We start from the raw sequence: 21806 nt of genomic DNA, 5'->3' as shown, positions 1-21806 counted from the left end.
CCCCCGTAGTTCTCACGCGGGTCCCCGCGAGCCGGGTGGTCGGCTCGTAGGGACCCGCGTGAGAACTACGGGGGCGATCGGTCAGAGGAGCTTGCCCAGCACCACCGGGAGGCGCAGGGACGAGTGCCCCGGGGACACGGTGATCTTGGTGCCCGGCGGGTAGCGCAGCGTGTAGTCGAAGTCGGTGGAGATGATCACCAGGCCCAGCCGGTGGCCCTGCTTGAACACGTAGTCCGTCGGCTGGAAGTCCCAGTTGAAGGTGTACTCCTTGCCGGGACGCAGGGGCTCGGTGCGGTCCGGGCGGTGGCGGTTGCGGACGTCGAGCCAGCCCCTGGTGACGATCTTGTACGGGGTGGTGGCGGTGCCGAGCGTCCTGAGCACCGTGCAGCCCGTGTCACCGGGGATGCCCTGGCCGTAGCAGTAGGTCTGGCCGGTCGAGAGCAGGGTGCCGTTCGGGCGGACGTCCGTGCCGTAGTCCACCAGCAGCGCCGTCAGGTACGGCGACGCCCCGTCCTTGAGCGAGGCCCGCACCGAGACCGTCGGCGTCCCCGAGATCCGCACGTCCGCGGGCAGCGCGCCGGTCGTGTACGCCAGCCGGTTCGGATCCGCCCCCGCCGACTCCACGAGCTGCTCGGCGGTCCTGGCCTTCTGGTCCACGAAGGACTCGGCGGCCGTGCGGGGGCGCGGCAGCAGGCCCAGCGTCGAGCCGGGCCCCGGGTACAGGGGCACGGTGACCGAGCCTGGCAGCGGCCACGACGGGTGCTGGGCCCACTGGCCGGCCGCGTACTCCACGTCCGCCTGCGGCTCGCGCATGATGCCCGAGTCGATGCCGTACAGCCAGTAGTCGAACCAGCCGTTGAGCTGCCGCAGCCATTCGACGGTGCGCAGGTTGAAGGGGTTCATGTGGGTGCCCTGGTGCAGCCAGATCTTGCGCGGCACGTGCCGCTTGGCCAGGGCGTACCACCACTGGGCGAACTGCTTGGTCTTGACGTTCCAGTCGTTGAGCCCGTGCACCAGGAAGACACTGGCCTTGACCTTGCCCACGTCGTTCAGGTAGTTGCGGGCGTCCCAGAGCGGGCTGTAGTCGCCGGTGATCCGGTCCTGGGTGGCCGTGAGCCGGTCCATCAGGGCGCCGCAGACCGCCTGGCCGTCCTGCCTGGTCAGCACGTACTTGGCCAGGACGTCCAGGTCCTCGCCCTGGAAGCCGCCGGGGGCGAGGACGCCGCCGTTGGCGCGGTAGTAGTCGTACCAGCTGGAGATCGAGGCGATCGGCACGATCGTCTTCAGGCCCTCGACGCCGGTGGAGGCGACCGCGTTCGGCAGGGTGCCGTTGTACGAGACGCCGATCATGCCGACCTTGCCGGTGGACCAGGTGGCCGCGACCGCGTTGCCGTCGGCGTCGAAGCCCTTGGCGCGGCCGTTCAGCCAGTCGATCGCGGCCTTCGGGCCCGCGGTCTCGTTGCGGTCGCCGGAGGTCGGGCAGCCGGTGGCGCGGCCGCTGCCCAGGTTCTCCACCAGCGCGATGGCGTAGCCGCGAGGCAGGAAGTAGTTGTCGTAGTAGCCGTCGAAGGGCTCGGCGGCCAGCTTGTTCGCCGCCGCGGCCAGCGCGGGCAGCGGGTTGCCGCTCGCGTCCACGTCCACGGGGTGGTTGGCGACGTCGTTGCCACCCGCGTAGTAGGGGCTGGCCTCCATGATCACGGGAACCTTCAGCCCCGCGTCGGTCTCCTTGGGGCGCAGGATGTCCACGGCCACCCGGTCGGGCTTGCCGTCGTTGTCGCTGTCGGTGCCCTCGACCTCCACGAACACCGTCTGCTTGATGGCGTCCGCCCGGGAGAAGACCGGCTGGGTGGCATTGTTCTCGATCTTGATGGTGGGGGTGTCGGCTGAGGCGGGCGTGGCACCGCTCAGGCTCACGACGAGTAGCGCGGCCAGTGGTACGGCCAGAACCTTCCAAGGCTGCATACGGGACTCCGATACGAGATTTCCGCCGTCGGTGGGAATCTCTGCCTAGATCCGCTCCACTGCAAGAGGTGATCGCACGCCAAAGTTGGGCAAAACTTTCCAAGGTCGCGTCGAGTGCTTGAATCGCGATTCAGGTCACGGACGCGAGTGATGTCGATAACGGAGCGGTTGCGACACTGTGTGCCGGTTTGGTTCGCCCTGGTCAAGCAACTATCTTCCGTGCAGGTGCCGTACGTTTCTTCGCGCCTGCGATGAAGTTCGACGGCGGGGAAATGGAAGGGAGTCGCCTTGCTCGGCAAGCGATTCAGCAGGATGGCCGTCGGTTCGGTGGCCGGCGTCATGCTCATGGCAGTCGCCGCCTGTGGCGGCAGCGGTGGGGGCACCACGGCCAGCGAGGCGCCCAGCAGCGCCGGCGCGAGCAGCGAGGCTCAGAAGAGCGCCCTCAAGGTCGGCCTGGCGTTCGACGTCGGCGGGCGCGGTGACAAGTCGTTCAACGACGCGGCGTACGTCGGCCTGGAGAAGGCCAAGACCGACCTCGGCGCCGAGATCAAGGACCTGAGCCCGTCCTCCGACGGCTCGAACCGGGGTGAGCTGCTGCGCCAGCTCGCCGACGCCGGCTACAACCCCATCATCGGCGTGGGCTTCCTCTACGACAACGACATCAAGACGGTCGCCGCCGAATACCCCGAGATCCAGTTCGCCGTCGTGGACTCGGTCTCCAGCGGCCCGAACGTCACCGGGCTGCAGTTCGCCGAGGAGCAGGGCTCCTACCTGGCCGGCGTCGTGGCCGCGAACAAGGCCGAGAACGGCCACGTCGGCTTCGTCGGCGGCGTCGAGATGGACCTGATCAAGAAGTTCGAGGCGGGCTTCGTGGCCGGCGTGAAGTCGGTCAAGAAGGACGCGAAGATCGACGTCGCGTACATCTCCGCCGACCCCGCCATCGGCTTCAAGGCGCCCGACAAGGGCAAGGTGGCCGCCGACAAGATGTTCCAGGACGGCGCGGAGATCGTCTACCACGCGGCCGGCGACTCCGGCACCGGCGTGTTCCAGGCGGCCGCCGCGGCGGGCAAGAAGGCCATCGGCGTCGACTCCGACCAGCGTCAGACCATCAAGGACGCCAAGCTCCAGCCGGTCATCATGACCTCCATGCTCAAGCGCGTCGACGTCGGCGTGTTCGAGTTCATCAAGGCCTTCCAGGGCGGCGCCAAGGGCGGCAACAACATCGTCTACGACCTCAAGGTCGACGGCGTGGGCCTGGCCACCACGGGCGGCGAGATCGACGACCTCAAGGACAAGCTCGACGCGGCGAAGAAGGACATCGTGGACGGCAAGATCACCGTTCCGTCCAAGCCGTAATTCGGGGTAAGAGTGGCGACTGAGGGCCCGGAGTCCGCAACTTCGGGCCTTCCGTCTACCCCCGCCCCGCTCTTTGGAGAGGCGACATGAGTGCTGACACCCTGGCCACGGCGAAACCCGCCGTAGAGCTGGAGGGCATCACCAAGCGTTTCCCCGGCGTCGTCGCGAACCACGACATCCGCATCACCGTCGAACCCGGCACGGTGCACGCCATCGTCGGGGAGAACGGCGCCGGCAAGTCCACCCTCATGAAGATCCTGTACGGCATGCAGAAGCCGGACGAGGGCACGATCAAGGTCAATGGCGCGGAGGTCAGCTTCCGCACGCCGAGTGACGCCATCGGCGTCGGCATCGGCATGGTCCACCAGCACTTCATGCTGGCCGACAACTTCACCGTCCTGGAGAACATCGTTCTCGGAGCCGAGCCGAAGAAGGCCGGTCTGCTCGACCTCGCCGCCGCCAGGAGGCGCATCACCGAGCTCGCGGGCGCCCACGGCCTGCGGGTCGATCCCGACAAGCGGGTGGAGGACCTCGGCGTCGGCGACCGCCAGCGCGTGGAGATCCTCAAGGTCCTCTACCGCGGCGCCCGCATCCTGATCCTCGACGAGCCGACGGCCGTGCTCGTGCCGCAGGAGGTCGAGGAGCTCTTCCAGAACCTGCGCCAGCTCAAGTCCGAGGGCCTGACCGTCATCTTCATCTCGCACAAGCTCGACGAGGTGCTCGACATCGCCGACGCGATCACCGTGATCAGGCGCGGCACCACGGTCGCGAGCGTGCTCCCGAGCGAGGTCACCGCACGCCGGCTGGCCGAGCTGATGGTCGGCAGCGAGCTGCCCACCCCCGAGACCCGCGAGTCCACGGTGACCGAGAAGGTCGCGCTGCGGGTCTCGCACCTGACCATGGAGGCGGACGGCAACCGGGCCGTCCTGCCCAAGGGCACCTCCGCCGCAGGCTACGCCGAGACGCTGCGCGCCGAAGGCCGGCGGTTGCTGCTCGACGACGTGTCGTTCGACATCCACGAAGGCGAGATCCTCGGTGTCGCCGGCGTCGAGGGCAACGGTCAGACCGAGCTGATCGAGGCCATCATGGGCCTGCGCCCCGCCATCGGCGGCGTGCAGCTGAACGGCGACGACATCAGCTCCTGGTCCACGCTGCGCCGCAGGGAGGCCGGAATCGGTTACATTCCGGAAGACCGGCACCGGCAGGGGCTGATGCTGGAGGCGTCCCTCTGGGAGAACCGGGTGCTCGGCCACCAGACCAGGCGGCCCGCCAGGAGCGGCATCTGGATCAACCGCCGGGCGGCGAAGGCCGACACCGAGCGCATCGTCAAGGACTACGACGTACGCACCCCCGGCATCGACACCCTGGCCCTGGCCCTGTCCGGCGGCAACCAGCAGAAGCTGATCGTCGGCAGGGAGATGAGCGGCGAGCCCAAGTTCCTCATCGCCGCGCACCCCACGCGCGGTGTGGACGTCGGCGCGCAGGCCGCCATCTGGGACCACCTCCGCAACGCCAGGGCGGCCGGGCTGGCCGTGCTGCTCATCTCCGCGGACCTGGACGAGCTGATCGGCCTGTCCGACTCGCTGCGCGTGATCTACCGGGGCCGGCTCGTCGCCGGGCTGGACCCTTCCGACGTCACGCCCGAGCAGCTGGGCGGATACATGACCGGCGCCATCGCCGGCACTGAGGAGACGTGATGCCCGCGGGGCTCTATCGCGCGCTGCTGACCACCGCCGGCGCCGTCGTCGCCATCATCCTGGCCGTCGCGATCTCCAGCGTGGTGATCGTCGCCACGGGCGCCAGCCCGGGAAACGTCTTCGCCGCGTTCTTCAACTTCGGCGCCACGGAGCGGACACTCGCCACCGGCATCGCCACCATGGTCAATCGGGCGGTGCCGCTGTTCATCGCCGGGCTCGCGGTGGCCATCGGCTTCCGGATGAACCTCTTCAACATCGGCGTCGAGGGCCAGTACCGCCTGGCGGCGATCTGCGCCGCGTACGTCGGCACGGTCTTCGTGGGGCCCGGCTGGCTCCAGATCACCGTCATCATCCTGGTGGCGATGGCGGTCGGCGGCCTCTACGCGCTGATCCCCGCGCTGATGAAGGTCGGCAGGGGCGTCAGCGAGGTCATCTCGACCATCATGCTGAACTTCATCGCGATCAACCTGGCCTCCTTCCTGGTCCGCGGTCCGTTCGCGGGCCAGCGCGCCGAAGGGCAGCTCGCCAACACGACGCAGCCGCTGCCCGAGTCGGCCTGGTTCCCCAACCTCAACTTCGTCTTCGAGGCGTTCGGCCTGCCGGCGCCGCGCGGCGGCGGGCTCTGGGGCTTCCTGCTCGTGGCCGTCGTGCTCGGCGTGGTGTTCTGGGTCGTGCTGGAGCGCACCCGGTTCGGCTTCGACGTCAAGGCGAGCGGCCTGAACGCGACGGCCGCCATCGCCTCCGGCGTCAACGCGAAGAAGATGGTCATCTCGGCCATGGTGCTGTCCGGCGCCCTCGCGGGCCTGATCGGGATGCCGGAGATCCTCGGCGACAAGCACGCCTTCAACTCCGGTTTCACGCCGGGGCTGGGCTACCTGGGCATCGCGGTCGCGCTGCTCGGGCGTAACAAGCCGGCCGGCATCGCGATCGCCGCGCTGCTGTTCGGCTTCCTCGACCGGGCACAGGGGCCGCTGCAGATCGCCGGCCTGCCGTCCTCCGTCATCGTGATCATGCAGGGAACGATCGTGCTGCTGGTGGTCATCGCCAACGAGATCACCGGCCGGATCGCCATGCGGCGCGAGGAGCGGTTCGCGGCCAGGCAGCTCGGCAGGAACACTCCGGTTGAGGTGGGAGCATGACGCGGCTCAGCAAGTATCACCTGATCCTCATCGGGTTCGCCGTACTGATCCTGCTCATGTCGCTGATCCGGATCGTGACCGGCTACGACGACATCACCTCGTCCGGCACCTTCGCCGCCGCCCTGATGCTGGCCGTGCCGATCGGGCTGGCCGGGCTCGGCGGGCTCTGGGCGGAGCGGGCCGGCGTGGTGAACATCGGGCTCGAAGGCATGATGGTGCTCGGCACCTGGTTCGCCGGCTGGGCCGGCTACCAGTGGGGCTTCGCGGCCGCGCTGCTCGCGGGGCTGGTCGCCGGCGCGCTCGGCGGCCTGCTGCACGCGATCGCGACCGTCTCGTTCGGCGTCGACCACATCATCAGCGGCGTCGCCATCAACCTGCTCGGCCCCGGCATCACCCGCTTCCTGTCGGAGACCTTCTACAAGGAGGGCACCTCCGCGGCGGCGGCGGGCGCGGGCCTGACCACCTCGCCGGGGATGTCCTCGCAGGCGCCGCCGGTGAGCCTGCCCGGGCTGTCCTCGGGCTGGGACCTGCTGGGCTCGCTGGAGAACACCCACTGGTTCCTGATCTCCGACCTGGCCGGCATCCTGCGCGGGCTCACGCACGACGTGAACGTGCTGGTGATCGTGGCCGTCCTGATGCTGCCGCTGACGTTCTTCGTGCTCTGGCACACGGCCTTCGGGCTCCGGCTGCGCTCGGCGGGCGAGAACCCGTGGGCGTCGGAGTCGCTGGGCGTGAACGTCGTGCGGATCAAGTACATCGCCGTCGTCGTCTCGGGCGCGTTCGCCGGGCTCGGCGGCGTGTTCCTGGTCTTCATCACCACCAAATACGTCGAGGGCCAGACGACGGGCCGCGGGTTCATCGGCCTGGCCGCGATGATCTTCGGGAACTGGCGGCCCGGCGGGCTCGCGGCGGGCGCCGCGCTGTTCGGCTACGCCGACGGCCTGCAGCAGCGCAGCTCCGGGGCGGTGACGTCGTTCTTCCTGTTCGGTGCGGTGCTGCTGCTCATCTACCTCGGCGTCAAGCTGCGCGCGATGCTGGGCTCGAACCAGCCCGCCGAGATCGTCACCCGGACCTCCAGGGAGTACACCCTGCTGGCCGGCGCCGCGATCGGTGCGGTGGTGCTGGTGTGGCTCTGGCTCACCGTGGACAAACTCCCGAACGAATTCGTCTTCATCACGCCGCACGTCCTGACGCTGCTGGTCCTGCTGGTGGCCTCGCAGAACCTGCGGATGCCGGCGGCCGACGGAGTGCGCTACCGCCGAGGGGAACAGCATTGAGCATCGACTGGGACGGCCTGCGGGCCGAGGCGACGGACGCCATGCGCAGCGCGTACGCGCCCTACTCCAAGTTCCCCGTGGGCGCGGCGGCGCTCGTCGACGACGGGCGGATCGTCACCGGCTGCAACGTGGAGAACGCCTCCTACGGCGTGGGGCTGTGCGCCGAGTGCGGCCTGGTGTCGGCGCTGCAGCTCTCGGGCGGCGGCCGGCTGGTGGCCTTCACCTGCGTGGACGGCCACGGCGAGCTGCTGATGCCGTGCGGGCGCTGCCGCCAGCTCCTGTACGAGTTCGGCGGCGAGGACCTGCTGGTCGAGACCGTGGACGGGCCCAAGCGGATGGCCGAGATCCTGCCGTACGCGTTCGGGCCCCAAGACCTCAGCAAGAGCCTGTGATGGACGCGATCGAGGTCATCCGCGCCAAGCGGGACGGAGGCGAGCTGACGACCGCCCAGATCGACTGGGTGATCGACGCCTACACCCGCGGCGAGGTGGCCGACGAGCAGATGTCCGCGCTGGCCATGGCCATCCTGCTCAACGGCATGGACCGGCGCGAGATCGCCGCCTGGACCCAGGCCATGATCCGCTCGGGCGAGCGCATGGACTGGTCCGCGCTCGACCGGCCCACCGCCGACAAGCACTCCACCGGCGGGGTCGGCGACAAGATCACGCTCCCGCTGGCGCCGCTGGTGGCGGCGTGCGGGGCGTACGTGCCGCAGCTGTCCGGCCGCGGCCTCGGCCACACCGGGGGCACGCTCGACAAGCTCGAGTCGATCCCCGGGTGGCGGGCCTCGCTGTCCAACGACGAGATGCTGGCCGTCCTGCGCTCGGCGGGCGCCGTCGTGTGCGCGGCGGGCTCCGGCCTGGCGCCGGCCGACAAGAAGCTGTACGCCCTGCGGGACGTCACCGGCACCGTCGAGTCGATCCCGCTGATCGCGTCGTCGATCATGTCCAAGAAGATCGCCGAGGGGACGGGCTCGCTCGTCCTCGACGTGAAGGTGGGCTCGGGGGCGTTCATGAAGACGCCCGAGACGGCTCGCGAGCTGGCCGAGACCATGGTCGCGCTCGGGACGGACGCGGGCGTGCGCACGGTGGCGCTGATGACGGCCATGGACCGGCCGCTGGGGCGGGCCGTGGGCAACGCGCTGGAGGTCGCCGAGTCCGTCGAGGTGCTCGCCGGCGGCGGGCCCGCCGACGTGGTGGAGCTGACCGTACGCCTCGCGCGGGAGATGCTGGAGGCGGCCGGGGTCACCTCGGCGAAGGACCCGGCCAAGGCGCTGGAGGACGGGTCGGCCATGGACGCCTGGCGGCGCATGATCTCCGCTCAGGGCGGGGACCCCGACGCGCTGCTGCCCCGGGCGGCCGAGACGATCACCGTCGAGGCGCCGTCGTCCGGCGTGCTGACCAGGCTGGACGCGTACGCGGTGGGGCTGGCCGCGTGGCGGCTGGGCGCCGGGCGGGCCCGCAAGGAGGACCCGGTGTCGTTCGGGGCGGGCGTCGAGCTGCACGCCAAGCCGGGGGATCTGGTGCGCGCCGGGCAGCCCCTGATGACGCTGCACGCCGACGAGACGGTCCGGTTCGAGCGGGCCCTGTCGGCGCTGGAGGGCGGTTACGCGGTGGGGGCGGCGAGCGAGGACCAGCTTCCGCTGGTCATCGACCGGATCACGGCCGCATAGCAGGCGGGCCCCTGCGGGGGCCCTTTCGCCCCTGCCGAGGGCCCTTCGCTCCTGCGGGGTCCTTCGCTGTGGACGGGGTCAGCGGGACAGGGCGGCGGGGGCGTCGGTGAAGATGTCGGCGAGCACCGCTCGCTGGGTGGGGAGCGCCTCCGCGTGCCGGGCCCGGCCCTCGTCGGTGATGCAGACGAACACGCCGCGCCGGTCGGCGTCGCAGACCCCGCGTGAGACCAGCGCGGCCTTCTCCAGGCGGGCCACCACCCGCGACAGCGCGCTCTGACTCAGGTGGACCTCCTCGCAGAGCTCCTGGATGCGCAGCTTCCGGTCGTGATGGACGATCCGGTCCAGCACCTCGAACTCGCTGGGCCCCAGGCCGTGCCGATCGCCCAGCTCGCGCTCCAGCGCGCACATGGCCTTGGCATGTTTGGCCAGGACGTAATGCCAGGTCTCGACCACGAACTCCTCGTCCATGTCGCGGAGGTTACCACTTCGCGAAAACTCATGCAACGGCATTAAATGCGTTTGCATTAGATGCTCATGCATGTATTCTCCTGACTCATGTCCTCTTCCTCATCCCGCTGGGGCGCGCTCGCCGTGCTCTGTGCAGTGATATTCCTTGACGCCCTGGACGTCTCGATGGTCGGCGTCGCCCTGCCGGCCATCCAGCACGACCTGGGCCTGAGCACTTCTTCCCTGCAGTGGGTGGTCAGCGGCTACGTGCTCGGTTACGGCGGTCTTCTGTTGCTCGGGGGCAGGACCGCCGACTTGCTCGGGCGGCGCAGGGTGTTCCTGGTCGCGCTGGGTGTCTTCGCCGTCGCGTCGTTGCTCGGTGGTGTCGTGGACGACGGCGGGCTGCTGATCGCGGCCCGGTTCGTCAAGGGTGTGGCCGCGGCGTTCACCGCGCCGGCGGCTTTGTCGATCATCACGACGACCTTTCCCGAAGGGCCCGAGCGCAACAGGGCGTTGAGCATCTTCACCGCCTGTGGCGCCAGCGGCTACTCGCTCGGCCTCGTGCTGTCCGGCCTGCTGACGGAGATCGGCTGGCGGTGGACGCTGCTGATGCCGGTGCCCGTCGCGATCATCGCGCTGGTCGCCGCGCTGCTGGTGCTCCCGCGCTCGGCCGAGGACCGGGCCGAGGGCGGCCACGACCTGGTCGGCGCCGTGCTGATCACCGCTTCCATGCTGCTGCTGGTCTTCACCGTCGTGCAGGCGCCCGAGGCCGGCTGGGCCTCGCTGCAGACGATCGGCTCGCTGGCGGGCGTCGCGGTGCTGCTCGGCCTGTTCGTCTTCACCGAGCTGCGGATGAAGCACCCGCTGGTCCGGCTCGGCATCCTGCGCTCCGGCTCCATCGTGCGGGCCAACCTGGGGCTGCTGATCCTCATGGGCTCGTACGTGGCCTTCCAGTTCGTGGCCATGCAGTACTTCCAGAACCTGCTGGGCTGGTCCGCCCTGGGCACCGCCATGGCGTTCCTGCCCGCCGGCCTGCTCGTCGCGGTCACCTCGACCAAGATGGGCGACTTCGCCGACCGGTTCGGCACCGGCAAGCTGATCGTCATCGGCGCGGCCGCGCTCGCCGGCGGCTACGCGATCTTCCTCGGCATCGACCGCACGCCGAGCCTGGGCGGCATGGTGATCCCCGGCATGATCCTGCTGGGCATCGCGTTCGCGCTGTCGTTCCCCTCGCTCAACATCCAGGCCACCAACGGCGTGGACGACGACGAGCAGGGGCTGGCCTCGGGCCTGCTCAACACCTCGGGCCAGGTGGGCGGCGCGATCGTGCTGGCCGTCGTCACCGCCGTGCTCACCTCGGGCGGCGGCGAGACGATCTCGATCGGGGCGCTGCGCGCGGCGATCGTGGTGTCGCTGGTCCTGGCCCTGATCGGGCTGGCGATCTCCGCCGCCGGGTGGCGCTCGCGCAAGGCGGTGGCCGCCGAGCAGGAGAGCCTGCCGGTCTACGAGACCGTCTGAGCACCTGAACGCGAAGGGACCTCGCCGGCCGGGCGGGGTCCCTTCCGTATCGAGGGCACCGGTCTCAGTCTTCGAGCGCGCCGAGCGGGGAGTCGTAGTCGAGCCACTCCGACACCTCTTCCGCGTACTCGACGGCGGTGCCCGAGCGCACGTTGACCTTGGTCAGGAAGGCGTAGTCGTCGTCCCACTGGCGTACGAGGACCTCGTCGGCGCTGATCCAGCGCTCGACCATGAGCACCTCGTAGTCCTCCAGCGCCGTGCGCCTGCCGGTGACGCGGCCGGTGCGCGCGTCCATGGCGATGACCTTGGAGTCCTGCGTCACCAGGGCCAGCGTGTGGCCGTCGGGGGAGAGCGCGCCGCCGTACTCGACGAGCCCGGGGTCGATCCGGAACGCGCCGGCCGCGCTGCCGCCCAGCCTCATGGTGGTGATGGAGGCGTGGCCCGGGACGTCGTCCACGTCCTTCTGCTCGGTGACCAGCCGCGAGCCGTCGTCGTGCACGGCGAGCACCCGGATCGCGTCGCCGCGGTCGCCATGGTCGTGGTGGGTCACGCCGGTCTCGAAGTCCAGCGTCGCCGCGTCGGATGCGCCGAAGTCGACGGAGACGAACCGGCCGTTGGGCGACGTCCTGAGGTGCGGGCTGACCGGCTGGTCCCGTACGTCGATCCTCTTGACCTTGCCCGTGGGCAGGTCGCGGACGACGTACGCGCCCTTGGTGTCCCGGTAGGCCAGGCGGTGGCCGTCCTGGCTGACGGCGAGGGGCAGGGTCGCGCCGCTGGTCTTGTCGTAGCCCGCGCGGACGCCCGGCAGCCGCCACTCCTTGCCCGACGCGGACGAGAGCCGCCACTGGCCGCAGGGCTCCGGGTCGCTCGGGTCGCCGGCGTCCTGGCAGTAGCTCTGGTAGGCGTAGCGCACGGGGTCGCTCAGCTTGGCGGGCAGCGCGTCGGGGACCTGCTCCGGCGTCTGCGTGTAGTCGAGGCCGGGGGTGCGCTCGGCGCTCGCGCGCTCGACGTTGCGGGCCACGGCGGTCAGGCCGGCGGCGGTCAGCGCTACGAGCGCCCCCACGGAGGCGAGGGACGCGGCCGTCCACGTGGCCGCGCGGATCCTGCGGCGCCTGGTGATGCGGCGCAGCACGGGCTCGGAGAGGTGGACGTGCGGCATGCCGGCCGCGATGCGGATCAGGGCGGCGCGCAGGCCGGGGTCGTCGGCGGCCGGGTCCTGAACGTCCCAGGCCGACGCGTGGTCCTGTGCATGGACCTGCGCGTGGACCTGTGCGGGGACCTGTGCGTGGACAGTCCAGGGGGTGTCGGCCGCTCTGGGCGCGAGGCCGGGGTCGCCCCAGGGCGCCGCCCATTGCGCCGGGCCGGAGCCTCCCGCAGCCTCTTCCCGGGGGTCCGGTCCCGCGGCCGGGTCGATGGCTTCTTTTCGAGGGTCGGGTCCCGCGAGCGGGTCGGCGGGGTCTTCCTGGGGCGCGGGTCGCGGCGGGGCGTCCTCGGGCGTGGTCTCGGTGGGGAAGAGGTCGGGGCGGGCCGCTCTGAGGGTGGTGCGGGCCTGCTGCGTCTCCTGGGTCAGCACGGCGATCCACAAGCCGGTGACCGCCGCCGCCTGCTGCGGAGGCAGCCCGTCGTGGAACTGCGCCACCACGGCGGCCCGCGCCCTGGGCCGCAGCGCGCCCAGCGGATGATCCTCGCCCGCCGCCGGCTGCACCCGTACGCCCAGGTAGCGCCCGTACAGCTCGCGCAGGGCGACGCTCACCGGCTGTCCCCAGCGCACGGAGGACCAGCGGCGGCCTACGGCGGTCAGGGTGTCGACCGCGAGCTCCCGCGCCCGGTCCGCGTCGCCCGTCAGCAAGTACGCCGTCCGGGCGAACGATGGCCCGTAATTAGCCAGAAAAGTCGGTAACTCGTGGGATTTGATCATTAATATGACTCCTTGTGGGTTGATCAGAGTAGAGGGAGCCCCCGCTTTGGCGGAAGGGCCGGTAAACCGGGGGACTGATCGGCCGTGGCACCGCTTGCAGGCCCCTGGGCTGGGCATCTACCGGGCATGCGCTCGTCATCCCCGCCCGGCCTCCGGTCCGCGCGCTCCCGCGCCGCCGCCCTGCTCGCCTGCCTCGCCGTACTCACCGCCTGCGGCACGGTCCAGCAGACCGCCCTGCCCGGGACCTCGGCCACCACCGGGTCACCCGCGGAGTCCGGCGCCGGACGGGGCACGCCCGGTCCCGGCGCCCCGACCAGCACCACCGAGGTGGACGTCGAGCGGGACGGCATCGAGCCCGCCACGGTGACCGCCGTGCGCTACGCGGCCCACGACACCTACGACCGCGTCGTGGTCGATCTCAAGGGCGGCGTCCCTGGCTACACCGTCAAGTGGGCCGACGAGCTCATGGAGGACGCCTCAGGGCAGCCCATCGACGTCCACGGCGGCGCCTATCTCCAGCTCACGCTCTTCCCGGCCAACGCCCACGACGACGACGGCGCGCCCACCTGGGCCGGCGGCCCGATCTACCCGGCGAAGCTCACCAACCTGACCGACGTCGTCAGGACGGGCGACTTCGAGGGCCGCGTCGGCATCGGGCTCGTGCTGGCGAGGAAGGCCGGGTTCCAGGTCAAGGAGCAGGGCGGCCCGAGCCGCCTGGTCATCGACGTGGCTCACTGACCTGCCGGAAGCGCGACCTCGGCACTAAGCGCTCTTCGCGCCCGGCAGCGTGATCTTCAGCCCTTCCGCGTTCTCGTCCTGGCCCTGCTCGCCGCGCGGCACGATGCACTGCACCAGCTGCAAGCCCTTGTCCAGCACATTGAGCACGAACTGCCGGACCTTCTCGCTGAAGGGCAACACCAAGAACGCGGGGATCAGCAGTACGGCGATCAGCACTGCGGGAATGACGAAGATCAGCGCGAGCGCGACTCGCTGCCACGTTGCATTGATGATGATCATCAGCGACACCACCGCGGTTAGTTGGGTCAATTCCCAGGCGCGTGCTGCGCCTTACCCCCATAACCGCTTAACCAGAACAGGGCCCTCTGGCATCGCGGATGATCCAGCCGCTTCGTCGGCCCCGGATGACGAGCACACCCCGACTCGTCATCTGGATCTACATCGATTCAAGGTTAGTCCCTGGGACAGAGCCGAGCAAGCGTGGCCGAGTATGCCCGCCCGGGTGCCGTCCACCTGGAGAATGTGTTTATGATCGTGAAAATCGAGGGCCCGACCCGCATCCCCGTCCCTGGCGGCAAGCTGATCGACGAGCACGTCGGCCGCGTCAACAGCGGCGACGAGGCGGTCTCGATCGCCCACATGACCGCGCCGCCGGGCTGGGAGGAGCCGGCGCAGACGCCGTCGTTCACCGAGTACACCGTGGTCCTGCGCGGCACCGTGATCGTGGAGCACGCCGAAGGTGTGACGGAGGTCGAGGCCGGCCAGTCGCTGGTGACCTCGCCGGGGGAGAAGGTCCGCTACCGCGTGGGGCCGGAGGGCGCCGAGTACATCGCCGTGTGCCTGCCGGCCTTCTCCCCCGAGGCGGCCGGCCGCGACTGAATGGGTGCCCGGTAGCGCGGGTGCTGCTCATATCATGGCCAGATGAGTCCCTCGCTTGACGACATCCGGCGGGCTCCCAAGGTGCTGCTGCACGATCATCTCGACGGCGGTCTCCGCGCCGAGACGATCGTCGAGCTGGCACGGGAGACCGGTTACGATCGGCTGCCCACGGTTGATCCCGACAACCTGCGCCTGTGGTTCCAGGAGGCGGCGGACTCGGGCTCGCTCGAACGCTATCTGGAGACGTTCGAGCACACCGTCGGGGTGATGCAGACGCGCGAGTCGCTCGTCCGCGTGGCCGCCGAGTGCGCCCAGGACCTCGCCGCCGACGGAGTCGTCTACGCCGAGGTGCGCTACGCGCCCGAGCAGCACACCACCATGGGGCTGAGCCTCGACCAGGTGGTGGAGGCGGTGCTCGAAGGGTTCAAGCTCGGCTCGGAGCAGGCCGGGGGCCACGGCATCCGGGTCGGCACCCTGCTGACGGCCATGCGGCACAAGGCGAGGTCCATGGAGATCGCCGAGCTGGCCGTGCGCTACCGGGACGTCGGCGTGGTGGGGTTCGACATCGCGGGGGCCGAAGCCGGCTACCCGCCCACCAGGCATCTCGACGCGTTCGAATATCTCCAGCGGGAGAACGCGCACTTCACCATCCACGCGGGCGAGGCGTTCGGGCTGCCGTCGATCTGGCAGGCGATCCAGTGGTGCGGCGCCGACCGGCTCGGCCACGGGGTGCGGATCATCGACGACATCTCCGTGGCCGGTGACGGGTCCGCCAAGCTCGGGCGGCTGGCCGCGTACGTGCGTGACAAGCGGATCCCGCTGGAGATGTGCCCCACCTCCAACCTGCAGACCGGGGCCGCCGACTCGATCGCCGACCACCCCATCGGGCTGCTGCGCCGGCTGCACTTCAGGGTCACCGTCAACACCGACAACCGCCTGATGAGCTCCACGAGCGTGTCGCTGGAGTTCGCCAAGCTGGTGGAGGCGTTCGGCTACGGCTGGGACGACCTGCAGTGGTTCACGGTCAACGCGATGAAGTCGGCGTTCCTGCCCTTCGACGAGCGGCTGGCACTGATCAACGGCGTCATCAAGCCGGGGTTCGCGCAGCGCAAGTGGCAGCCGTGAAACAGACCTACCGCGCCAAGACCGGATTCGTGCTGGGCTGGGTGTGGCTGGCCTTCGTCGCGTTCAACGTCTGGGACCTGATCGCCCACTACAACGGCAAGCCCTCGCTGGTGGCGCTGGCCGTGCTCGGCGCGCTGACCGCGCTCGTCTACGCGATCGCGCTCAGGCCCGCCACGGTGTTCACCGAGGCGGGCCTGGTGGGGCGTAACCCGTTCCGCACGACGTTCGTGCCGTGGGCCTCGGTCGAGGACGTGACGGTGTCACACTCGATCAACGTCCACTACGGCGCCGAGCAGGAGCTGCGGCTCTGGACGCCGATGAGCAGCGCGCGGGAGCGGGCCAGGGCGCAGCGGCGGGGCATGCCCAAGCAGGAGCGCCGGGGGCGGTTCACGACCGAGCCGACGCTTTCGAGGGGCGAGCAGGCGGCGGCCGAGGCGTTCGCGGGGAAGACGCACGCCGACTGGGTGGGCGAGCAGATCCGCGAGCGCGCGGAGTCGGCCCGGCGCCGCGACGAGGAGGCGGCGCCGGCCCGGGTGAGCTGGTCCTACGACTCCATCGCGGTGCTGGCGGTCGCGGTCGTCCTGGCGGTCGCGGCCATCGTCATCGCCTGATCCGCCCGCCGCCGGGCTCTGATCGCCTGGTCGGCTGGTCGGCTGTCACCGCGCCGTGTCACCGCGCCCTGTCATCGCGCCCTGGTGACGAAGCGTGACATGCCGGCCTGGGCGATCCCCGACTCCTCCACGCGCAGCGCCGCCTCGGTCTCCACCGCGAACGCCCGCTCGACCTCCGCCAGCGCCGGCCGCAGCAGCCGGAGATGGACCTCGGTGGCCGTGCCCGGGGCCGTCCAGTGGTGCACGCGGGCGACCGCCGACGACACCAGCGCCTCCGGGGCGACGATCTCGTCCAGCAGGCCCGCCGCCAGGGCCTGCTCGGCGCTCATGCGGGTCGAGTCGAGCACCAGCCGCAGCGCCCTGGCGCCCACCAGGCGGGGGAGCAGGTAGCTGGCGGCGTTCGAGATCGACAGGCCGATGTGGTTCTCCGGGAGGAAATACTCGGCCGCCGGGGTGCCGATGCGCGTGTCGAAGCAGAGCGTCCACTCCGCCGCCCCGCCCACGGCCAGGCCGTTGACCGCCGCCACGACCGGGACCCTGGTCTCCAGCACGGCCCTGGTCATGTCGTGGAACAGCGCCACCTCCTCGGCCAGCGGCTGCCCGACGGCCTGGTCGATGTCCTCGCCGGCCGAGAACGCCCGGCCGGTGCCGGTGACCACGATGCCTCTGACCCGCTCGCCGCCTCCGTAGTCGCGTACCGCCGCCGCCAGGTCCCTTCGCATGGCGGCGGTGAGGGCGTTGAGCTTGTCCGGGCGGGCGAGGGTGATCAGGGCGACCTCGTCGCGTTCTGTGACATCGATCATGATCTGTCCTTGTCGATCGCGATGGCGGGGGCGGCACGCTGGTCGCGTTCCGGGTTGAGCAGGTGGCGCTTCTCGATGCGGGCCGACGGGGTCAGCGAGAACGACTCGACGAACTCCACGTACGCCGGGATCTTGAACCGGGCCAGGTTGCGCCTGGCGTGCTCGATCACGCTCATGGCGGTGCTCTCCTCGGCGGCGTGACCCGGCCGGAGCTGGACGAACGCCTTCGGCAGCTCGCCGAACAGCTCGTCGGGGATGGGCACCAGGGCCGTGGCCAGCACCGCGGGATGCTGGTTGAGCACGCTCTCCACCTCGGCGCACGAGATGTTCTCGCCGCCTCTGCGGACCATGTCCTTCAGCCGGCCGGCGTGGTGGATGTAGCCGGCGTCGTCGCGGAAGCCCCGGTCGCCCGTGTGGTACCAGCCGTCCCTGAACGCGTGGGCGGTCGCCTCCGGGTGGTTCCAGTAGCCCTTCATCATGGGGCGGCCCCTGACCAGGATCTCCCCGGTCTCCGCGTCGATCCTGACCTCCTTGCCCGGCGGCGCGAGGCCCATGGCCCCGGTGCCGACCGTGTCCTCGGCGCCGACGGCCGCCACCAGGTCAGGGCCGCTCTCGGTGGAGCCGTAGAGCTCGCGCCACGGCGCTCCCCACCGCTCCTCGAACGTCCTGTGCAGGCCGGGCTGGATGCCCGAGCAGAGCACGAGCCGCATCCTGTTGTCGCGGTCCTGGGGGCGGGGCGGCTGCTTGTGCATCAGCAGGGGCATGGTGCCGAGCACATACGTGAGACTCGCGCCGTGCTCCCTGACCGAGGCCCAGAAGCCGGAGGCGGAGAACCGGGGGAGCACCACGAGGGGGATGCCGCCGATGAGGCAGAGGACGGTGGCCCACATGGGGTCCATGTAGGAGTAGGGCTGGGCGATCAGCATGACGTCGTCGTCGCGCAGCTCGGCCTGGTCGGCGGTGATCTGGGCGGTTCTGAGCCAGTAGTCGTGGGTGAGCATGCAGGCTTTGGGGAAGCCGGTGGTGCCCGACGTGTACTGGAAGTTGGCGACGTCGTCGGGTCGGGCTTTGTGCGCGGGTACGCCCCCGTCCGCCGTCAGGAGCGCGGGGTCCAGGCAGGGGCCGGGGTTGGCGGCGGCGTACGCGCCGGTGGTCAGGGTGAGCACGGCGCCGGAGTCGGTGAGGACGTGGGTCAGGTCGGCGGCCTGGTAGCGGGCGTTCACCGGGACGGCGACCGCCCCGGCCTTGAGTATCGCGAGCCAGCTCAACGGCCACTCGGGGACGTTGTCCAGCATCACGGCCACCCGGTCGCCCGGGCGTACTCCTCGGCCGGTCAGGGCCTGGGCCAGCAGGTCCGAGCGGGTGTCCGCGTCGGAGAAGGTGAGCGAGGCGTCGGGGAAGCGGAGGAACTCACGCGTGCCGTACGTGCTGGCGGCGTGCCTCATCAGGTCGGGGATCGTTTCGCGCATCCGGCGGCTCCCACGGGAAGTCGGGCAGCAGGGAGAGATCGGGTGTCACCGCGACCGGCGCGGGGGCGCGCACGGCGGCCAGGCCGATCGTGACGAACTCGGCGCACACCTGCTCCAGCGTGGAGTCGCCGTCCGGGCGGTACCACTCGCTGGTGCCGGTGCACATGGACATCAGGGCGAGGCGGGTCAGCTTCTGGTCGGCGACGCGGAAGACGCCTTCGCGGACGCCGTCCGCGAGGGCGCGGCGCCAGTGGTCCTCGTACGCGTCGCGCAGGGCGATGATCTCGGCGTGGGCGGGTGAGCCGGGGGTCAGGGAGCGCAGCTCGCCGTCCATGACCCGGGTGGTCATCGGATTGAGCGCGTGGATGGCGGTCAGGGAGCCGATCAGCAGGGCGAGCCGGTCGGCGGGGCGTACGGCGCCGGTCAGCATGCGCTCGGTGGCCTCGATCAGCCCACGCTGGGCCACGCGCATGAGGTCGGCCAGCAGGGCTTCCTTGCTCGACACATGATGGTAGATCCCGGCATTGGTCATGTTGACCGCCTTGCCGAGGTCCCTGATGCTCGTGGCGGCGTAGCCCCGCTGGGCGAACAGCAGCACCGCCGCCGTCCTGATCCGCACATTCGCATCCGCGTCGCGGTCCGTGAGATCCAAGATCATGCACCCTACCGAACGTTCGGTTGCCCCTCTTGTCGGGAAAGTACCATCTTGGAAAGGATCACTCAATGCCCCCGCCGATTACGGGCTGGAGCCGTGCACGCTGGACAGCCCTGGACCGGCCTCGGCTCACCTGAGGTTCGAGCTTGGATCGAGGCCGGTCAGGCCGGCGGTGGCGGTCCAAAGGCGCGCCGCGAGCACGGTGTCGGCCAGGTGACCTCGGACGGGTTCGAGGGTGGGCAGGCCGCGGATCCCGAACACCCGGGGTCCCCAAAGCTGGCCGCCGCGCACGGACGGGTCGAGGACGGCTCGCACGGCGGGCCAGGCGGCGGCGTCCTTGCCCTGGAGGAGGAGGCCGGCCGGCAGGCCACGCAGCCGCTCGCCGGTGGTCCGGACGTGGACCGGCGGTCGCGAGGGGGTGAGGGAGTCGAGTGCGCCGCCGGGGTGGATGACCACGCTCAGCGTCGTGCTGCCGGCGGCGCGCAGGCGGCGGTCGAGCTCGAAGCCGAAGAGCATCTGCGCCAGTTTGGATCGTGCGTAGGTGCGCTTCGGCCGGTAGTCGCGCGTGCTCTGGAGATCGTGAAGATCCAGGCTCTCGGACTTTGCCGTGAAGCTGCCGGTGGTGACGATGCGGCTCGCGGGGGTGGCCGCCAGCAGGGGTGCGAGCCACGAGATCAGCGCGAAGTGCCCCAGATGGTTGGTGGCGAACATCAGCTCGTCGCCGTCCTTGGTAACGCGCCGTGGCGGCTGGTCGAGCAGCACGCCGGCGTTGCAGACGACCGCGTCCAGCCTTTCCAGTCTCAGGGCGTTCGCGGCGTCCTTGACTGAGGAGAGGTCGGCGAGATCCAGGAGGATGTGACGGACGTGTGCGCCGGGGACGCGGGCGCGGATCGAGACCTGCGCGGCTTCGGCCTTGGCGGTGTCGCGGCCGGCGAGGATAACCGTGGCGCCGGTGCCGGCGAGCTGTTCGGCGACGAAGTATCCGATGCCGGCGTTGCCGCCGGTGACGAGGAAGCTCTTCCCCTCGGCGCGCGGCAGGCGTCGTACGTCCCAGGGGGCTGGGCTGTGGCGGGAGGACATGTCCCGGCTCCTTACGTTGATGGCTGGTCGGGACCGCGTCAGTGCTGGGGTTCTGCCGGCGCTCGCCTGGGCATCAGGGTCACGGCCGGGACGGTGAGGGCGGTGAGTGCTACGACGACGATGAGGCTGGTCGTCATGGCGGGGCCGAGGCCGACGGCGGCCGACTGGAAGAAGACCGAGGTGACGGCGGCCGAGCCGATGCCGGCTGCCAGTTGCTGGATCGCCGACAGGGAACCGCTGGCGCTGCCGGCCTCGTCGGGATCGATGTCGCCGATCGCGACGTCGAAGATCGTGCCGTAGCAGGCGCCCATCCCCAGGCCGGTGAGGAAGACGGCTGGTGCGAGAGCCCACAGGCTCAGGTCCGTGCCGGAGGCCGAGACCAGGGCGAGCAGCCAGCCGCAGCCGATCAGGATGACGGCCAGGCCGAGGAAGATGAGGGTGCGGCCCAGCTTCTTGATCAGCGCCATGCCCGCTCCCGCGGCCACGATGATGCCGACGGTCATCGGCAGCAAGCCCAGGGAGGCGTCCCGCGCCGAGGCGTGCAGCCCCTGCTGCATGAACAGGGAGAGGACGTAGACCAGGCCGGTGGTGGCGGCGAAGACGATCAGTCCGACGAGCAGCCCGGAGCTGAAGCCGCGGTTGCGCAGCAGGGATGGCTTGAGCAGCGGGTCGGTGGCGGTGCTCTGGCGGCGGGCGAAGGCGGCCAGGAACGCCAGGCCGGCGGCGATCGAGAGGATCGGGATCGCGGTCCAGCCGTTGCTCGACCCCTCGACCAGCCCCAGGAGCAGGCCGAACATGGCGGCGGCGAGCAGCCCCGAGCCCACCCCGTCCACGCCGGTGGAGGCGTCGCCGTCGTCGTGCGGCAGCAGCCGGATGGCCAGGACCAGGCCGAGGCCGCCGAGCACCAGATTGACCAGGAAGATCGGGCGCCACGACAGCCCGGCGATGTCGGCGTCGATGACGAACCCGGCCAGGATCGGGCCGCCGACCGAGGCGACGCCCAGCAGCGGCCCGAACAACGCGAATGCCTTGGTCAGCATGTCGCGCGAGAACGTCTTCGTCATGATCGCCATGCCCTGCGGGATCAGGAGCGCGCCGAACGCGCCCTGTGCGCCGCGGGCGAGAATCAGCAGAGCGGGGTCGGGCGAGAGCCCCGCCACGGCCGAGGCGATCGTGAAGCCGCTCATGCCGATGAGGAACAACCTGCGCTGGCCGTATTTGTCGCCCAGTCGCCCGCCGAGCACGAGCAGGACGCCCATCGCGAGCATGTAGGCCGACCCGAGCCACTTGATCAGGCCCTCGCCGCCGTGCAGCTCGGCGGCGATCGTGGGCGCGGCGATGTTGGTGACGGTGGCGTCGATCATGTCGAGGGCATCGGCGAGCAGCACCAGACCCAAGATCGCCCACATGCGCCGGGTGGACGCGATCGTCGGTGGGCCGACGGCCGCGGGGGTTGCGGG

Annotated in this window: 20 protein-coding genes; 11 read left to right on the top strand and 9 right to left on the bottom strand. The window is 70.5% G+C overall.

What is annotated here, in order from left to right; translation table 11 throughout:
* Positions 1–81: 81 nt before the first annotated feature.
* On the bottom strand, positions 82–1962 hold the full coding sequence (locus ETD85_RS44230) for a Xaa-Pro dipeptidyl-peptidase (protein WP_138695834.1): 1881 nt from the start codon (positions 1960–1962) through the stop codon (positions 82–84).
* Positions 1963–2250: 288 nt separating this feature from the next.
* On the opposite strand from ETD85_RS44230, the gene ETD85_RS44225 reads away from it, so the two are divergent.
* From ETD85_RS44225 to ETD85_RS44200, 6 genes are all read left to right on the top strand, one after another.
* On the top strand, positions 2251–3318 hold the full coding sequence (locus tag ETD85_RS44225) for a BMP family lipoprotein (RefSeq protein WP_138695833.1): 1068 nt from the start codon (positions 2251–2253) through the stop codon (positions 3316–3318).
* Positions 3319–3404: 86 nt separating this feature from the next.
* A complete protein-coding gene (locus ETD85_RS44220) occupies positions 3405–5015 on the top strand; it encodes an ABC transporter ATP-binding protein (protein ID WP_138695832.1) in 1611 nt (536 codons plus the stop codon).
* Positions 5015–6154, top strand: coding sequence for an ABC transporter permease (locus tag ETD85_RS44215; protein WP_138695831.1), 1140 nt, complete (start codon positions 5015–5017; stop codon positions 6152–6154). The genes ETD85_RS44220 and ETD85_RS44215 overlap by 1 nt, the downstream gene beginning before the upstream one ends.
* On the top strand, positions 6151–7431 hold the full coding sequence (locus ETD85_RS44210) for an ABC transporter permease (RefSeq protein ID WP_138695830.1): 1281 nt from the start codon (positions 6151–6153) through the stop codon (positions 7429–7431). The genes ETD85_RS44215 and ETD85_RS44210 overlap by 4 nt, the downstream gene beginning before the upstream one ends.
* Positions 7428–7823, top strand: a complete 396-nt coding sequence (locus ETD85_RS44205; protein ID WP_138695829.1) for a cytidine deaminase — start codon at positions 7428–7430, stop codon at positions 7821–7823. The genes ETD85_RS44210 and ETD85_RS44205 overlap by 4 nt, the downstream gene beginning before the upstream one ends.
* A complete protein-coding gene (locus ETD85_RS44200; RefSeq protein ID WP_138695828.1) occupies positions 7823–9103 on the top strand; it encodes a thymidine phosphorylase in 1281 nt (426 codons plus the stop codon). The genes ETD85_RS44205 and ETD85_RS44200 overlap by 1 nt, the downstream gene beginning before the upstream one ends.
* Positions 9104–9181: 78 nt before the next feature.
* Here the strand turns inward: ETD85_RS44200 and ETD85_RS44195 are convergent, their stop codons facing one another.
* The gene (locus tag ETD85_RS44195; protein WP_138695827.1) at positions 9182–9571 is read right to left on the bottom strand and encodes a MarR family winged helix-turn-helix transcriptional regulator; all 390 of its coding nucleotides are present in this window, start codon (positions 9569–9571) and stop codon (positions 9182–9184) included.
* 87 nt (positions 9572–9658) lie between these two features.
* On the opposite strand from ETD85_RS44195, the gene ETD85_RS44190 reads away from it, so the two are divergent.
* Positions 9659–11068, top strand: a complete 1410-nt coding sequence (locus ETD85_RS44190) for an MFS transporter (protein WP_138695826.1) — start codon at positions 9659–9661, stop codon at positions 11066–11068.
* Positions 11069–11132: 64 nt separating this feature from the next.
* On the opposite strand, the gene ETD85_RS44185 is transcribed toward ETD85_RS44190, so the two are convergent.
* Positions 11133–12986, bottom strand: coding sequence for a hypothetical protein (locus ETD85_RS44185; RefSeq protein WP_138695825.1), 1854 nt, complete (start codon positions 12984–12986; stop codon positions 11133–11135).
* Between the two features lie 126 nt (positions 12987–13112).
* Here ETD85_RS44185 and ETD85_RS44180 point away from each other — a divergent pair, with 126 nt between their 5' ends.
* Positions 13113–13724: an AMIN-like domain-containing (lipo)protein gene (locus ETD85_RS44180; RefSeq protein ID WP_138695824.1), complete on the top strand. Its 612-nt coding sequence runs from the start codon at positions 13113–13115 to the stop codon at positions 13722–13724.
* Positions 13725–13748: 24 nt separating this feature from the next.
* On the opposite strand, the gene ETD85_RS44175 is transcribed toward ETD85_RS44180, so the two are convergent.
* On the bottom strand, positions 13749–14003 hold the full coding sequence (locus tag ETD85_RS44175; RefSeq protein ID WP_138695823.1) for a hypothetical protein: 255 nt from the start codon (positions 14001–14003) through the stop codon (positions 13749–13751).
* Positions 14004–14252: 249 nt separating this feature from the next.
* Between ETD85_RS44175 and ETD85_RS44170 the strand changes: the two genes are divergently transcribed.
* From ETD85_RS44170 to ETD85_RS44160, 3 genes are read left to right on the top strand one after another with little or no spacing between them, the layout of a single operon-like run.
* Positions 14253–14603 carry a cupin domain-containing protein gene (locus ETD85_RS44170; RefSeq protein ID WP_138695822.1) on the top strand — a complete coding sequence of 117 codons (351 nt, stop codon included), beginning with the start codon at positions 14253–14255 and terminating at the stop codon, positions 14601–14603.
* Positions 14604–14645: 42 nt separating this feature from the next.
* Complete coding sequence (locus ETD85_RS44165) at positions 14646–15728, top strand: adenosine deaminase (protein ID WP_138695821.1); 1083 nt, start codon at positions 14646–14648, stop codon at positions 15726–15728.
* Positions 15725–16339, top strand: a complete 615-nt coding sequence (locus ETD85_RS44160; protein ID WP_170247166.1) for a PH domain-containing protein — start codon at positions 15725–15727, stop codon at positions 16337–16339. The genes ETD85_RS44165 and ETD85_RS44160 overlap by 4 nt, the downstream gene beginning before the upstream one ends.
* Positions 16340–16410: 71 nt before the next feature.
* On the opposite strand, the gene ETD85_RS44155 is transcribed toward ETD85_RS44160, so the two are convergent.
* From ETD85_RS44155 to ETD85_RS44135, 5 genes are all read right to left on the bottom strand, one after another.
* Positions 16411–17142 (bottom strand): enoyl-CoA hydratase/isomerase family protein, encoded by a 732-nt coding sequence (locus ETD85_RS44155; protein WP_138695819.1) that lies wholly within the window; start codon positions 17140–17142, stop codon positions 16411–16413.
* Positions 17139–18611, bottom strand: a complete 1473-nt coding sequence (locus ETD85_RS44150) for an AMP-binding protein (RefSeq protein WP_240779828.1) — start codon at positions 18609–18611, stop codon at positions 17139–17141. Before ETD85_RS44150 ends, ETD85_RS44155 begins: the two co-directional genes overlap by 4 nt.
* Positions 18553–19269: a TetR/AcrR family transcriptional regulator gene (locus ETD85_RS44145; RefSeq protein ID WP_138695818.1), complete on the bottom strand. Its 717-nt coding sequence runs from the start codon at positions 19267–19269 to the stop codon at positions 18553–18555. Before ETD85_RS44145 ends, ETD85_RS44150 begins: the two co-directional genes overlap by 59 nt.
* A gap of 126 nt (positions 19270–19395) precedes the next feature.
* Positions 19396–20346, bottom strand: a complete 951-nt coding sequence (locus ETD85_RS44140; protein WP_138695817.1) for an SDR family NAD(P)-dependent oxidoreductase — start codon at positions 20344–20346, stop codon at positions 19396–19398.
* A 38-nt stretch (positions 20347–20384) separates the two neighbouring features.
* On the bottom strand, positions 20385–21806 hold a 1422-nt coding region (locus ETD85_RS44135; RefSeq protein WP_206059257.1), incomplete at its 5' end, for an MFS transporter.

The sequence above is a fragment of the Nonomuraea zeae genome, from assembly GCF_005889725.1.
GTDB classification, from domain to species: domain Bacteria; phylum Actinomycetota; class Actinomycetes; order Streptosporangiales; family Streptosporangiaceae; genus Nonomuraea; species Nonomuraea zeae.
This window is presented reverse-complemented; position numbering and strand designations above follow the sequence as displayed.

Excerpts from the sequence above, each read along its gene's own strand:
- ETD85_RS44230 (WP_138695834.1), bottom strand. The coding sequence starts at position 1,962 with ATGCAGCCTTGGAAGGTTCTGGCCGTACCACTGGCCGCGCTACTCGTC.
- ETD85_RS44150 (WP_240779828.1), bottom strand. The coding sequence starts at position 18,611 with ATGCGCGAAACGATCCCCGACCTGATGAGGCACGCCGCCAGCACGTAC.
- ETD85_RS44195 (WP_138695827.1), bottom strand. The coding sequence starts at position 9,571 with ATGGACGAGGAGTTCGTGGTCGAGACCTGGCATTACGTCCTGGCCAAA.
- ETD85_RS44220 (WP_138695832.1), top strand. The coding sequence starts at position 3,405 with ATGAGTGCTGACACCCTGGCCACGGCGAAACCCGCCGTAGAGCTGGAG.
- ETD85_RS44155 (WP_138695819.1), bottom strand. The coding sequence starts at position 17,142 with ATGATCGATGTCACAGAACGCGACGAGGTCGCCCTGATCACCCTCGCC.
- ETD85_RS44140 (WP_138695817.1), bottom strand. The coding sequence starts at position 20,346 with ATGTCCTCCCGCCACAGCCCAGCCCCCTGGGACGTACGACGCCTGCCG.
- ETD85_RS44200 (WP_138695828.1), top strand. The coding sequence starts at position 7,823 with ATGGACGCGATCGAGGTCATCCGCGCCAAGCGGGACGGAGGCGAGCTG.
- ETD85_RS44190 (WP_138695826.1), top strand. The coding sequence starts at position 9,659 with ATGTCCTCTTCCTCATCCCGCTGGGGCGCGCTCGCCGTGCTCTGTGCA.
- ETD85_RS44165 (WP_138695821.1), top strand. The coding sequence starts at position 14,646 with ATGAGTCCCTCGCTTGACGACATCCGGCGGGCTCCCAAGGTGCTGCTG.
- ETD85_RS44210 (WP_138695830.1), top strand. The coding sequence starts at position 6,151 with ATGACGCGGCTCAGCAAGTATCACCTGATCCTCATCGGGTTCGCCGTA.
- ETD85_RS44145 (WP_138695818.1), bottom strand. The coding sequence starts at position 19,269 with ATGATCTTGGATCTCACGGACCGCGACGCGGATGCGAATGTGCGGATC.
- ETD85_RS44180 (WP_138695824.1), top strand. The coding sequence starts at position 13,113 with ATGCGCTCGTCATCCCCGCCCGGCCTCCGGTCCGCGCGCTCCCGCGCC.
- ETD85_RS44185 (WP_138695825.1), bottom strand. The coding sequence starts at position 12,986 with ATGATCAAATCCCACGAGTTACCGACTTTTCTGGCTAATTACGGGCCA.
- ETD85_RS44175 (WP_138695823.1), bottom strand. The coding sequence starts at position 14,003 with ATGATCATCATCAATGCAACGTGGCAGCGAGTCGCGCTCGCGCTGATC.
- ETD85_RS44215 (WP_138695831.1), top strand. The coding sequence starts at position 5,015 with ATGCCCGCGGGGCTCTATCGCGCGCTGCTGACCACCGCCGGCGCCGTC.
- ETD85_RS44170 (WP_138695822.1), top strand. The coding sequence starts at position 14,253 with ATGATCGTGAAAATCGAGGGCCCGACCCGCATCCCCGTCCCTGGCGGC.